This is a genomic window from Gelidibacter maritimus (genome assembly GCF_014062315.1).
Lineage (GTDB): Bacteria > Bacteroidota > Bacteroidia > Flavobacteriales > Flavobacteriaceae > Gelidibacter > Gelidibacter maritimus.
Genome location: NZ_JACGLT010000019.1, coordinates 32528 through 45815, shown reverse-complemented (window position 1 = coordinate 45815; position 13288 = coordinate 32528). Strand labels below are relative to the sequence as shown.

Below are 13288 nucleotides of genomic sequence, written 5' to 3'. Positions count from 1 at the left end.
AAACACAATCTTAAATTAGAATATGATATCACTCTATCATTTTGAGAGGTTGTATTTCCGGCTTTATTTTTTTGTAGAGTCGGTATTGGTATAAAGTTAAAATATCGTTCATAGCCAAGGTTTCATTAGCTTGCATCTCAACTAAGGCATCCAATTCTTCTCTACCATCATGGTCTCTCTTAATCTCATCGGCCAAAACCAAATAGTGAGCTACCTTGTTTTTAAACAGAGGGATTTGTACTCCAGTTAGGCCCAAATGCTCATTATATTGAGCGGTAATATTATCCGCACGTTCTTTGACGTTGATATCAGTGACACTAGCTTTGGGGTACTGAGCAAGAACAAAGTTTGTAGCCACGACAAAAAGTAAGGTTAATAAAGTTTTCATAATTCTGTTTTTCTATAATTTAAGATTTTAAGGTTTTAATGTCAAGGATTTTATGAAATTTTAACGTATTGTAAACTGGCAAGGAATAGGAAAGCAGGTCGCATAGAGCCTTGATATCCATTGGTGGAAAACGTATTTATTAATAAAGTCAATACTCTCAAAAGACTTAAAAGATATGCAGAAAGCCGTTCTAAAAAAATAGGTTCAAAATAAAAATTTGGTGCTGTATACCATTTAGTATTTGTTTGTATTCGCGTTGTATTCGCGCGAATACAACTTGAAATCCACTGAACACTTTAGAACTATTAATATTATCATAATACCGTATTAAAGTTATCACAATAGGCAGGAGAACAACTGAATTGCTTTTAAAATTTCTTATCTTTAATACAAATCAAACAATATGAAAAAACAACAAGGAAAAGGTCTTTTGGCCTTATTAGGAATTGGAGCAGGTGTATTTGCCTGGTGGAAATATAAAAATTTATCTCCAGAACAAAAGGAAGAATTGCACGGTAAGGTTAACGAAGTCGGCCAGCGCGTAAAAGATACGTATACTGAGGTCGAATCGACCGTCAAGACTAAATTGGACGAATTGAAAACTGGAGCCAAAAAGGAAGTTTCAGACATCCAAGAAGAGGTAAATGCCATGAAAAATTAATTTTTTTAAAAACATAAATTAAAGAAAATCCCGCAATTAGCGGGATTTTTTATGGATCATTCTACCATTTCATAGGGTTGTCTCAAAGGTCCATTTCTATTTAAGGTTGCGAGATTGTTCAAGGATTATTAATGATCAGACCCTACTGCTTATTTCTTTGCAAAGTCCATGCTTTGACGCTTAAGGATGATGTTTTTGGTAGCCACAGAAATTGAATCTTTCTTTTCAGGTTTTAGGATATTGTCTAATCCATTTCGAGCAATTTTTCTACGGCAGGATTTTGTCAAAAGCGGATCGTTGTCAAATATCAAATCGAATCCTTCAATCTCAACATTATTTGGCTCTTTAATTACCAAGTGAATTTTTTTAAAGTCATTGCTACGTCTTTCCTTACCTGGAACAAAAGTGTAAAAAGTGTATTTCCCGTCGGCATTGGTTTTAACCCAACCTCTATGATAAACATAACGCTTATTATGATGTTTTTTTAATTCGTAACTGCCATTATCATCAGCTTGATTGATATATAGGATAACGTCTTTGGCAGGTGTCACACCATCACCTAAAAAAACGGTACCTGTAATTTTCAAAGGATTGGATTTCGTTGCGAAATCTGGAATGGAATCGGTATTGCTCAATACATCTTCAGAGTAATCATAAATGGCATGACGGGTATGAAAATCTTCAGGAAGCTCTTCAAATTTATCTTGTGCTTTAACGGTATGAAAGCCGCTTAAAATCAATACAACCGACAGTATATAAACTAATTTTATCATGGGAGGAACATTTATTAATTCATTCAAAACTAAATGATTGTGTCCCTGAAGTAAAAAAAAATATACAAACGCTCAATATAAACGTTAAAAGGTAAGTGGCTTATACCAACGTCAAATTTTGACGATAAATGGTAGGTTGATTCAAGAAAATCTCAAAGTGTCCAAATCCACATTACCTCCAGAAAGTATAACTCCCACCTTTTTTCCTTTGAAATAGGCCTTGTTTTTCAATATTGCGGCAAATGCGACAGCACTTGATGGTTCAACCACAATCTTTAAACGCTCCCAAAGTAGCCTCATAGCCTTGATAATCTCATCTTCCTCTACGCGAATGATATGGTCCACGTACTGTTGTAAGATTGGAAAGTTGATATCGCCCAAATGTGTGCGCAATCCATCGGCAATAGTATTACCTGTGGTGTTAGTTTCAATTTTTCCAGATTGTAAAGATCTAAAAGCATCATCCACTAACATCGGTTCCCCTCCAATGGCTTTACATTGTGTTCCGAAATAATGGGCTGCCAAAGCTGTGCCAGCTAATAGTCCGCCACCTCCAACCGGAGTTAAAACACAATTCAAATCAGGATGTGCTTCTAAAAGCTCCATACCGGCTGTGGCATTCCCTAAGATGACGTTCAAATCATTGGATGGATGTATAAAAGTTGCGCCTTTTTCAGAAACAATTTGAGTTGCAGCCTCTTCCCTTGCCTGAATGTTTGATTCGCATTTGGTTATGTTTCCACCATATCCCAAAACAGCATCTTCCTTAACCTTAGGTGCGTTATCGGGCATAACAATATAGGCGTTGACTCCCAAATTTTTTGCAGCTAAGGATAAGGCTTGAGCGAAATTTCCTGAAGAATGGGTTACTACGCCTCGCTCCTGTTGCTCTTTGGAAAGTTGTATAATGGCATTGGTAGCCCCACGCATTTTAAAGGCTCCCATTTTCTGAAAGTTCTCACATTTAAAAAATAATTTTGCACCCGACTTGTCGTCTAATAAGTGCGATGTGAGCACTGGCGTGTTATGGACAAAAGAAGAAATCCGTTGTCTTGTTTCTAAAAGCGTTTGTTTATACATATCAGAACCTAAAGATATTTAAAATCTACTTACGAAACCTGGCAAAAATGACCAATTTCTTTTTTGTATTGATAAAATACACACCGGTCAACAAAACAATGGCAGCCACAACGGATTGTGTAGTGATAACTTCTTCCAAGAAATACCACCCCAATAACAATGCGATTATTGGGTTGACGTAAGTTGAGGTTGCCACCTTATCCGGTGAGACTTTCTTCAGAAGAAAATTAAAGGACGTAAAAGCTACAATACTTCCAAAAACTATAAGTATTACCATTGACCACTGCACCTCTTCACTCCATGTATTTGGCAAACTCCATGTTTCGCCAAATATTAAGCTTCCAATAACCAGCATCAAACCTCCTGCGACCATTTGATAGCCTGTATTAACGAAATAGTTGGTAGGTAAATCGGCGTTTCCAACAAATAAACTCCCTGAAGCCCAACTTACCATACAAAAAAAGATCATGATCATTCCGGTAATAGAACCTTCTTTACTGACCACTTCGTTTTGACTGACCAACAAATAAATGCCTATAATGCCTAAGATTACCCCTAATACCGACATGGCCTTAATTTTTTTTCCTTGAAAAATGCGCATTAAAATCAATACAACTAACGGCTGTGCCGATATTTCCAAAGCTGCAAATCCGCTATCCACATACTTCAAGGCCCAAACCACTACTCCATTACCTATAGTTAAAAACAAGAATCCGGCAATAAAAACATTTACCAATTGTTTTTTTGTAATGCTCAAAGATTTGCCCATCAATTTGGCGATGATAAAAATAAGAAGTCCTGCCGTTGTAAATCGGATAGAAGCCAACATGAACGGAGGCAACTCCGTGACCGCAATTTTGTTCAATAAATAGGTAGACCCCCATATTACATAAATTGAGAAAAATGCAAGGACGATAAAAAGGGTGTTTTTTGAACTGCTCATTGGTTGTTTTGTGCTAAGCGCTTATATAGAAGGAATGTGCAAAAATAAGAAAAGAGACCCTTGAAGATCTCTTTTAAGCTTAATATTTCATTTATTCTACTTAAGGTTTTAGAAAGGTTCTATCAATCACAAACTATAAGCTGGCATTTAATTGTTTAACTATCAAAAGTTGTTTTTAAGGTGATCTCAGCATCTAATAATTTTGATACCGGACAGTTTTCTTTTGCTTTGTTGGCAATCTCCTTGAATTTACTTTCTTCCATCCCTGGCACTTTCCCATTGAGTTCCAACTCGATTTTCGGGATGCTGCCGTCTTCAAAAAAAACTCTTGCATTGGTATCTAAAGATTCTGCAGTGAATCCTTTTTCTACCAAGAAAAAACTCAATTGCATTGTAAAGCAACCTGCATGGGCTGCGCCAATCAACTCTTCTGGATTGGTCCCAACCGCATCTTCAAAACGTGTTTTGAAGGCATAAGGCGATTTTTGTAAAACACCACTCTCAGTAGTTAGAGAGCCTTTACCGTCTTTTCCGCCACCTTCCCAGTGAGCGCTTGCTGTTCTGTTAAATTTCATAATTCTTATTTTTAAAGTTAATATATAAATACGTTTGTGTCTGATTGAGATAATCATACCCTAACGTATGAGATGTTTTTATCTATTTTTTCTTCGGAACGAAAATGGATTTTGCATTTATAAACTCACGGAGTCCAAAACCTCCATGTTCTCTTCCGTAACCTGAATTCTTGACACCTCCAAACGGCATATTTGGTCGCGCCAACCCGAAAGAATTAATATTGACCATTCCCGTATCAAAATGATTCTGTGCCAATTGGATGGCTTTGTCTTGATCATTGGAGAAAATACCACCCCCTAATCCAAACTTACTGTCATTGGCAATTCGCATGGCGTCTTCATCGTCTTTGGCTTTAATAAGAGAAGCTACAGGACCAAATAGTTCATCATCATAAGCCGGCTGTCCTGGTTGAACGTTGTCCAGGATTGTAGCAGGATAGAAATAACCTTTCCCATTTGGCAGGGTGCCTCCTAATATGATTTTAGCTCCTTTCTGGACACTTTTCTCGACTTGATCATGAAGCTTTTCGCGCAAATCCTTACGTGCCAGAGGCCCCATTTTTGATGATTTTTCTTTGGGATCTCCCGTCACAATGGTTTTCATGCCTTCAACAAAGGCGGATTTGAATTCGTCATAAACCTTCTCTGTCACTATAAAACGTTTGGCCGAAACACAAGTTTCTCCGTTATTATAAACACGACCTTGAACGCAGGTTTTGGCTGCCATAGCTATATCAGCGTCTTCCAAAATCAAGTACGCATCATTACTACCCAACTCCAGGACGGTTTTCTTTAAAACACCACCCGCTTTCTTGGCAATGATTTTACCAGCTTCAGAGCTTCCTGTTAAAGTGACGCCCCGTACCAATTCGTTTTCGATGATTGTATCAGATTGGTCATGATCAATAATCAAAACAGTAAATAAATCTTTCGGAAGACCAGCCTTTTCATAAATTTCTTTTAATAATAATGCTGATCCCGTAACGTTTTTGGCGTGCTTGAGTAAAATCCCATTTCCTGCCATTAAATTGGCAATAGAATAACGGATCACCTGATAGGCCGGAAAATTCCATGGTTGGATCCCGTAAATAACGCCAATTGGAGAATAGGTAATGATGCCCTTGCCGCCATCTGGCAATTCACGTTCTTCGTTTTTTAAAACGTTCAAGCCCTCGGTGGCTGTAAAATCGCAGATTCCTTTACAAAGCTCAATCTCCTGATGGCTTTGCCTAAGGAGCTTGCCCATTTCATCCGTCATCAAGGTAGCGAATTTATCTTTTTGAGATACCAATTCCTCGCCAATGGCTTTAATGATTTCTGCTCGTTCTTCAATGGGTGTATGTCGCCATTTTAAATAAGCTTCATGACATTTTTTGACGGCGTTTTCGGCCTCCTCATCTGTCATATAGGTATAGGTCTTTATTTCCTCTTCAGAAGTCGGATTTATAGTTGTAAATTCTTTTTGTTTATCTGTTGTGCTCATAATTTATGAATTTGGAATTAAATCTCGAGATTTTGCGTCGTATGTGGTATAGCCATCTTTTCCTCGAGTATAAAAAGTGGCTGTATCCCAAGCTGTTGTTTCCAAGTTTTCCCTGAAGCGTCCCACCAGATCAGGATTGGAAATATAAAGTTTAGCAAAAGAAACTAAATCGGCATATCCGTCTGCAATGACTTTATTGCCAGATTCCTGATCAAACCCTGTACTGATCATTAAAGTACCTTTGTATTTTGAACGGTAACGCTTTGCAATGTAAGGCTCTGCAAAAGCTACCTTAGAGACGTCGTTAAAAGGTTCTGACAAATGAATATATGCCAAATCATAATCTTTGTCCAAGGTCTCAATAATATAATCAAAAGTTGGTATCGTATCCTTATCAATCGTCATTCCGAATATATTATGAAGTGATGGATTAAAACGCACACCTATTCTATTTTGAGGAATGACCTGCTTAATAGCATCTAAGGTTTCAAAGAAAAAGCGTGCTCTGTTTTCTATACTGCCACCATATTGATCTTGACGATGATTGCTTGTTCCATTAAAAAATTGATGGAATAAATAACCATTGGACGAATGGATCTCCACACCATCAAACCCAGCCTCAACAGCATTCTTAGCGGCGTTCTGGAAATCATTAATAGTAATTTTGATGTCCTCTAAGGTCATTGCCTTAGGGGTAACCGTATCTTTAAAGCCATCTGGTGTATAGGACTTTGAATTGGGATTGATTGCCGATGGAGCCAACGGTAGGTTCCCGTCATGGAAGTCTGGATGTGACATTCGTCCAACATGCCATAGTTGAATAAAAATGCGTCCACCAGCATCATGTACCGATTTGGTTACCTTTTTCCAACCTTCAACCTGTTCTTGCGAATGGATTCCGGGGGTATGGATATAGCCAACAGCATCTTTTGAAACTTGTGAGCCTTCAGTAATTATCAATCCTGCCGTGGCTCTTTGGGTGTAGTATACCACGTGCAAATCTTCCGTTGGCACTTTGTTCTTGTTCGCGGCACGACTGCGCGTCATTGGCGCCATAACCACTCGATTGGACAAGTTTAAGTCGCCCATTATATATGTATTCAGTAAAGGTTGTTTTGACATTGGTATAATTTAAATTGAATAAGTTTAGGTATAAAATACTTTCCAGATGCAATAAAATCAGTAGCCTTAGAGTGTTAAACACTTTTGGGCATCAACTCTAAAACGCCTCAGAGCCTCGAAGCTTTGGTTGAGCTGAACCACAAATAAGTGATTGCTGATTCATCTGTTTTCTCAAAAATACAATAACATATAGGTAATCTTTGCTCCTACACAATTTAATATGAACCCATCTGCAAAGCACGTTCTTCAGTTATATGACACTGTTTCTATTTGCATCAACATTAGTTTCAAATCCGTTAAAAGCAGGTTGATATTAGACGTACATTTAAATTTCAAGTTAAATTTTAAAAACGCATATCATGGCATCAGATAAAAAAGAAGAACATAAAGAACAGAAGTACGACTCAAATATCTCAGAGCACGATAAGGATTTGTTGGGGGAAAAACAGAAGAACTTAAGAACCGATGGCGGTGATGATTTAGAATTGGATGACAATCATAGATCGCATCCCGTTGATTTTGAGGGAGAAGATCTGGACATTCCCGGGCGCACTTTACCTGAGGATCGATCAAGAAAAAAATTGAAGGATGAAGAGAATCAACTCTACAGTCAAGGGGGAACGGATAATGATGCCTTGGAAGAAAATGGAAATGATAGATAGTTAAACATAATAATCATTTAAATATTATCAGTACAGGTCAATCCACACTATATGCAAGACAATACAGTAACCATTTCAGAATCAATCACCAATTTTTACAATGGCCTGATTCATCAATTACCGGGTATTGGTATAGGTGTTCTCATTATTGCCTTAGGTTTTTTAATCGCCAAATGGATTGGACAATTTGCAAGAAGACGTATTGACGCAAGGACTCATGATCCTTTAATGAGTAAATTTCTGGGTCAGGCCATAAGGTATGTACTGATTATTTTTGTAGTAATGATTGCATTAAGAGCTGCAGGCATGGGTGGTATTGCCACTGCCATTTTAACAGCTGCAGGAGCAAGTGCCATAGTTTTTGGATTTGCTTTTAAAGATATTGGTGAAAATTTCATAGCTGGGGTTATTCTGGCGTTTAACCGACCGTTTGATGTTAATGATACTGTTGAAATTGGCGATGACTTTGGAAAGGTGAAAAACCTTGAGTTTAGGTACACCAAATTAAAAACCTTTGATGGAAAGGATGTTTATATCCCCAACAGTGATGTGCTCAGGAAACCGGTTACAAACTATACAGAAGATGGATTTTTTAGATGGAGTTTTATTATCGGAATAGCTTACGAAGACAATATACAAGGTGCCAAGAAAACCATATTGGAAACTTTGCGAAAGGAGCCTAAAGTTATAGAAGATGACGAACATGAGAATTTTGTGATTGAAGATGAACTGGCCACAAGTACTGTGAATTTGAAGGTTTTCTTTTGGGTAGACACCACCGATTTTAGAAGGATGGCTATGATTACAAAAGGAAATGTTGTAAGAAATGTGAAAGAAGCCCTAGAAAAAGATGGGTACTACCTACCGGCAGATATTCAAGAAATAAAATTGTATGGTGGTGAAAGAGGCTTCCCTATTCGTCTGGAAAAAAACGATGATTCTGAGAACAGGAAAAATAAATAATACTTATGAAAGAAATTATAAACTTTAAAAACGTTCTATGGTCATTCCACAAAAACATAGATATAGAACTGATATTGTTTTCACATCAAAAGCACATTCACTTTTATGTGGGAGATTATATCAGGCCTACCTAATGTAGTTTCAGAAACCAATTAACGTTAAATTAATCTAAAAACTTCGCGTAGCTAACATCTATAAACCGCGAATACTCGTACATATACTAAACCATTAAATTAATATTATGAAAAAAATTTCAATTGCATTAATACTTGCTGTCATGATTTCGTCATGTGTTTCTAAAAAGAAATATGTCGCTTTAGAAGTGGAAAACGGGCAAATTAAAAGTGAACTCCAAAAAACTAAAGTTGAAAAGGAGGATCTTGAAAATAAATTTGCAGCCATTCAAGCAAGAGTTGACAACTACAACAAAAAAATCAATTCTCTTACAGAACAGAATGATGCCATGCTGGTAAATGTTGACAATGTTGCAGTGATTTCCAATGATACTAAAAAGGCCATGCGTGAAACATTGCGAAACGTAGACCCTTCTAAACTTGCTGAGGCAAAAACCTTAAAAGACTCTATGAATCTTGCATTGTCCTACAACTTAAACAAGTCTATGGACAGCAGCAATCTTGATGAAGATGAAGACATTTCTATTGACATTAACGAAACCGTCGTTATGATCTCAATATCAGATAAGATGTTGTTCAACACTGCGAGTTATAGAGTGAGCAACAAGGCGAATGATATTTTGCAAAAATTAGCCAATGTCATCAACTCTGAACCAAGTGTTGAAGTTATGGTCGAAGGCCATACTGATTCTAGAAGCATTAGAACAAGCAAAATTGCCGATAACTGGGATTTAAGTGTTTTACGTGCTACTTCAGTAGTTAGAAAATTAATAGATGATTATGGTGTTGCACCTGAGAAATTGATTGCTTCAGGAAGAAGTTCTTTCAAACCTCTTGCTGATAACGACACTAATGATAATAGAGCTAAAAACAGAAGAACGCGCATTGTAATTCTTCCAAATTTAGACAAATTCTTTGCATTAATGGGCTCGAATGACTAACATTTCAAGTTGATTAATTAATCCGAAAAAAGGCCGTTAGAAATAACGGTCTTTTTTTATTTGAATATATTATCGAATCAAAAAAACAACTAATTTTGTGTTATCAAATTCATCAAAGGACATCTTGAAAAAGCAGAACAGCTTACCAAAAAACTTTCTATTTATTTCCCGTTGGGGAGAAATTTTAGATATAGCCTATACCATCCAAAATGACGGCAATGCCGTTAAATTATATATTGAAGACAAACCATCACGAGAGATTGGGACTGGATTTGTCAAAAAAATAAAGACATGGAGAAACCATGTTGATTGGGCGGATATAATCATATTTGACTATACGGGTTATGGAAAGGAATGCGCCGAATTGAGAGCTTCAGGAAAAATTGTCTTTGGCGGCAGTGAATATACTGACCTTCTTGAATTGGACCGGAGTTTCGGCCAGAAAGAGTTGCAAAAACATAAGATAAAAACCTTGCCTTTTGAAGAATTCGTAAGCTTCCAAGAGGCCATTGCCCATGTTGAAAAACACCCTGATGCCTATGTTATTAAGCCTTCCGGTGAAACTCAAGAACTAAAACAATTATTATTTGTAGGCAGTGATGATGAAGGCTTGGACGTGATTCGAGTCTTAAAGGCTTACGACAAATCGTGGGGCGATGATTTCGGGAATTTTCAACTACAGAAAAAAGTAAAGGGTGTAGAGATTTCCGTATCTGCATTTTTTAACGGTAAGGAGTTTTTAAAACCCATTAATATTACTTTTGAGCATAAAAAACTGTTTCCAAAAGAGTTGGGTGTGTCAACGGGAGAGATGGGCTCAAGTATGTTTTGGGTCAACCAGTCCCCTATCTTTGATGCCACCTTAAAGAAATTTGAACCCACCTTATCCGAGCATAAATTCATTGGTCATATTGATATCAACTGCATCGTTAACGGCAATGGTATTTATCCCTTGGAATTTACCTCCCGTTTTGGGTATCCTCAAATATTCATCCAGCGCGCGGGAATCACAGAGCCTATTGGCGAAATGTTATATAAAGTGGCCTCTGGACAGAACTTTAAAATTGCCACAAAAAAAGGATTTCAAGTAGGTGCATTTATAGTGGTACCGCCTTTTCCTTATGATGATAAAAAGACCTTCGAACTATTTTCAAAAGATGCCGTTGTTGTGTTTAGAAAAGACATGAAAGAGGGCATCCATCCTATGCATCTCAAAAAGGTAAATGACGAATGGTTGATAACCGGCAATACCGGAATCGCACTTTTGGTATCTGGCACTGGTATAACCATGCGCGATGCCCAAAAAGCGATGAACAACAGAATTCACTCCATTATTGTCAATAATGGCTACTATAGAACAGATATTGGCGATAGATGGTTTGAAGATTCAGACAGATTATGGTCTTGGGGTTTGTTATAATTAGCAATGGAAAATTTTAAGTTTAGAGAATTAGAAAACAATCCGCAGCTATTCTTTCAGACCCTACCGCAGGATTGGCAAGATGAAATTGTTCCGTTCTGGGACGATTATAAAATCGATTCCAAAATTTATATCATTGAAGGTGATATTGGCATTGTTGGAGGTGGTATTGTTTTTTATAAATCGCCACCACATTTTGAATATTTTGAAACCGAAGCCAAAGCTTGGTTTGATAAAGGTTATCTGTATCTCGGATTTATCTTGATCTCGGAATCGCATCGCAATAAAAGTTTGGGAAGTTTTTGGTTAAACCAATTGCAGTCTAAAAATCCCGAACAACACTATTTCCTGCTCACAGAAGAAGAACAGCTTCATCATTTCTATTTAAAAAACGGGTTTGTTTGCAATCAATCTCTTCAGAATGGTGATCATTTAGAATGGCTCTACCACAATTAAACAGCATCGGACTAACGGTTCAATGATTTCAATCTGTCCGCTCCAATAAAAAACTCGCTGAAAAAGTAGCTTATACAGGATATCATGGGTATTTTTGCATAAAATTTAAGAATCCATGTTTACACTAATTAAAAGCTTCAAAATTGTTGCCATTTTAGAAGGCATCTCCTATTTGGTCTTGTTTGCCAACATGTTACTGGTTAAACCATTTTATTCTGAAATATATCAAACGCTACTCTATCCCATCGGAATGACCCATGGTTTATTATTTATAGCTTATGTTCTCTTGGCCTTGTTGGTGGGTGCAAAATTAAAGTGGTCTTTTAAGACTTTGGGCATTGTTTTATTGGCATCATTACTCCCGTTTGCAACGTTTTATATTGAGAAGCGATATTTAAAAACCGCGGTATAATGTTTTTATCGAATCATTTTTTTTACGATTATTTTAATGACTTTGGATTGACCGATGATTGGGCCAAGTTTTTGAATATGATCACATTATTGGTCATTCTGTGCATTATCATATACATCTCAGATACTTTAGCAAGAATTATCTTGGTTAAAAGTTTTACCAAATTTGCTTCACGCTCAAAAACCGAATTTGACGATTTGTTGGTGAGCCATAAAGCGCCGCGAAATATCGCGCATTTGGTGCCGCTAATCATCACCATAAAATTATTCCCTTTAGTATTTGCAGATTACCCTAAGATTGAGGCTGGACTCGTCGTGCTGCTAAAGCTCTACGGTATTTTACTGACAATTTGGATATTACGGAGTGTGCTGCGCACCTTAGAATCGTATTTCAAAACCTTACCACGCTTAAGAGACAAACCAATTGATAGCTATATACAGGTAGTCATGCTTTTTGTATGGACTATTGGCGTGGCTTCAAGTCTTGCGGTTTTAATCGATTTATCATTCTTAAAATTCTTTACCACCATTGGTGCCGCATCAGCGGTTCTGTTGTTGATTTTTAAGGATACCATTTTAGGGTTTGTTGCCAGTATTCAAGTAGCTATCAATGATACTTTGCGTATTGGAGATTGGATTACTATGGAAAAATTTGGTGCAGATGGCGACGTTATTGAAATTAATCTTTCCACGGTGCAGGTTCAGAATTTTGACAAGACCATCACCACCATTCCAACGTATGCAATTATTTCTGAGTCATATAAAAATTGGAGAGGAATGCAGTCGTCAGGAGGACGACGTATTAAAAGATCTATTTTGATCAAATCAAAAAGCATACATTTTCTTTCAGATGACGAGATTGAAAACTTAAAAATGATTCAGCTAATTACCCAATATCTGGAGGATAAACAAAAAGAACTTGCAGAGTACAATCGCGTAAATAATGTAGATCAGTCATCATTGGTAAACGGTCGTAACCTGACCAACTTGGGTGTTTTTAGAATTTATTTACAAACATATATAGAGCGTCACCCTGGCATTCATAAAGACATGAGCTTAATGGTGAGACAACTCCAGCCAACTTCTCAAGGAATCCCTTTAGAAATTTATGCGTTTAGCAATGATATTAACTGGGTCAATTATGAATCTATCATGTCTGATATTTTTGATCATATATTCTCTTCCATAAAATACTTTGATTTGGAATTATTTGAATTGACACCAACAATTTTAGAAGCTCCTAAAAATTAGGCAAAAAAAAACGCAGTCTTATTAA

The 13288-nt window shown here is 37.0% G+C and carries 16 protein-coding genes; 9 read left to right on the top strand and 7 right to left on the bottom strand.

What is annotated here, in order from left to right:
* Window positions 1-28: 28 nt before the first annotated feature.
* On the bottom strand, window positions 29-388 hold the full coding sequence (locus H3Z82_RS17220; protein ID WP_182206746.1) for a hypothetical protein: 360 nt from the start codon (window positions 386-388) through the stop codon (window positions 29-31).
* Between the two features lie 403 nt (window positions 389-791).
* On the opposite strand from H3Z82_RS17220, the gene H3Z82_RS17215 reads away from it, so the two are divergent.
* Window positions 792-1049, top strand: coding sequence for a YtxH domain-containing protein (locus tag H3Z82_RS17215; protein ID WP_182206745.1), 258 nt, complete (start codon window positions 792-794; stop codon window positions 1047-1049).
* Between the two features lie 149 nt (window positions 1050-1198).
* On the opposite strand, the gene H3Z82_RS17210 is transcribed toward H3Z82_RS17215, so the two are convergent.
* The 6 genes from H3Z82_RS17210 to H3Z82_RS17185 all read right to left on the bottom strand — a co-directional run bounded on the left by H3Z82_RS17210 (window position 1199) and on the right by H3Z82_RS17185 (window position 7025).
* Complete coding sequence (locus tag H3Z82_RS17210; protein ID WP_182206744.1) at window positions 1199-1822, bottom strand: hypothetical protein; 624 nt, start codon at window positions 1820-1822, stop codon at window positions 1199-1201.
* 141 nt (window positions 1823-1963) lie between these two features.
* Entirely contained in the window at window positions 1964-2902 is a 939-nt protein-coding gene (locus tag H3Z82_RS17205) for a pyridoxal-phosphate dependent enzyme (RefSeq protein WP_182206743.1), read from the bottom strand.
* A gap of 25 nt (window positions 2903-2927) precedes the next feature.
* Window positions 2928-3845 carry an EamA family transporter gene (locus H3Z82_RS17200; RefSeq protein WP_182206742.1) on the bottom strand — a complete coding sequence of 306 codons (918 nt, stop codon included), beginning with the start codon at window positions 3843-3845 and terminating at the stop codon, window positions 2928-2930.
* Between the two features lie 155 nt (window positions 3846-4000).
* Window positions 4001-4420, bottom strand: coding sequence for an OsmC family protein (locus tag H3Z82_RS17195; protein ID WP_182206741.1), 420 nt, complete (start codon window positions 4418-4420; stop codon window positions 4001-4003).
* 82 nt (window positions 4421-4502) lie between these two features.
* A complete protein-coding gene (locus H3Z82_RS17190) occupies window positions 4503-5903 on the bottom strand; it encodes an NAD-dependent succinate-semialdehyde dehydrogenase (protein WP_182206740.1) in 1401 nt (466 codons plus the stop codon).
* A gap of 3 nt (window positions 5904-5906) precedes the next feature.
* On the bottom strand, window positions 5907-7025 hold the full coding sequence (locus H3Z82_RS17185; RefSeq protein WP_182206739.1) for an alkene reductase: 1119 nt from the start codon (window positions 7023-7025) through the stop codon (window positions 5907-5909).
* A gap of 359 nt (window positions 7026-7384) precedes the next feature.
* On the opposite strand from H3Z82_RS17185, the gene H3Z82_RS17180 reads away from it, so the two are divergent.
* The 8 genes from H3Z82_RS17180 to H3Z82_RS17150 all read left to right on the top strand — a co-directional run bounded on the left by H3Z82_RS17180 (window position 7385) and on the right by H3Z82_RS17150 (window position 13263).
* Window positions 7385-7687, top strand: coding sequence for a hypothetical protein (locus tag H3Z82_RS17180; protein WP_182206738.1), 303 nt, complete (start codon window positions 7385-7387; stop codon window positions 7685-7687).
* 51 nt (window positions 7688-7738) lie between these two features.
* Entirely contained in the window at window positions 7739-8650 is a 912-nt protein-coding gene (locus H3Z82_RS17175; RefSeq protein WP_182206737.1) for a mechanosensitive ion channel family protein, read from the top strand.
* A gap of 5 nt (window positions 8651-8655) precedes the next feature.
* On the top strand, window positions 8656-8784 hold the full coding sequence (locus H3Z82_RS19750) for a hypothetical protein (RefSeq protein ID WP_262890707.1): 129 nt from the start codon (window positions 8656-8658) through the stop codon (window positions 8782-8784).
* A gap of 107 nt (window positions 8785-8891) precedes the next feature.
* Window positions 8892-9725, top strand: coding sequence for an OmpA/MotB family protein (locus H3Z82_RS17170; protein WP_182206736.1), 834 nt, complete (start codon window positions 8892-8894; stop codon window positions 9723-9725).
* 97 nt (window positions 9726-9822) lie between these two features.
* Window positions 9823-11145, top strand: coding sequence for a phosphoribosylamine--glycine ligase (locus tag H3Z82_RS17165; protein ID WP_317172470.1), 1323 nt, complete (start codon window positions 9823-9825; stop codon window positions 11143-11145).
* Window positions 11146-11151: 6 nt separating this feature from the next.
* On the top strand, window positions 11152-11601 hold the full coding sequence (locus H3Z82_RS17160; RefSeq protein ID WP_182206735.1) for a GNAT family N-acetyltransferase: 450 nt from the start codon (window positions 11152-11154) through the stop codon (window positions 11599-11601).
* Between the two features lie 115 nt (window positions 11602-11716).
* The gene (locus H3Z82_RS17155) at window positions 11717-12013 is read left to right on the top strand and encodes a DUF3817 domain-containing protein (protein WP_182206734.1); all 297 of its coding nucleotides are present in this window, start codon (window positions 11717-11719) and stop codon (window positions 12011-12013) included.
* Window positions 12013-13263: a mechanosensitive ion channel family protein gene (locus tag H3Z82_RS17150; RefSeq protein WP_182206733.1), complete on the top strand. Its 1251-nt coding sequence runs from the start codon at window positions 12013-12015 to the stop codon at window positions 13261-13263. The genes H3Z82_RS17155 and H3Z82_RS17150 overlap by 1 nt, the downstream gene beginning before the upstream one ends.
* The last annotated feature ends 25 nt before the right edge of the window (window positions 13264-13288 follow it).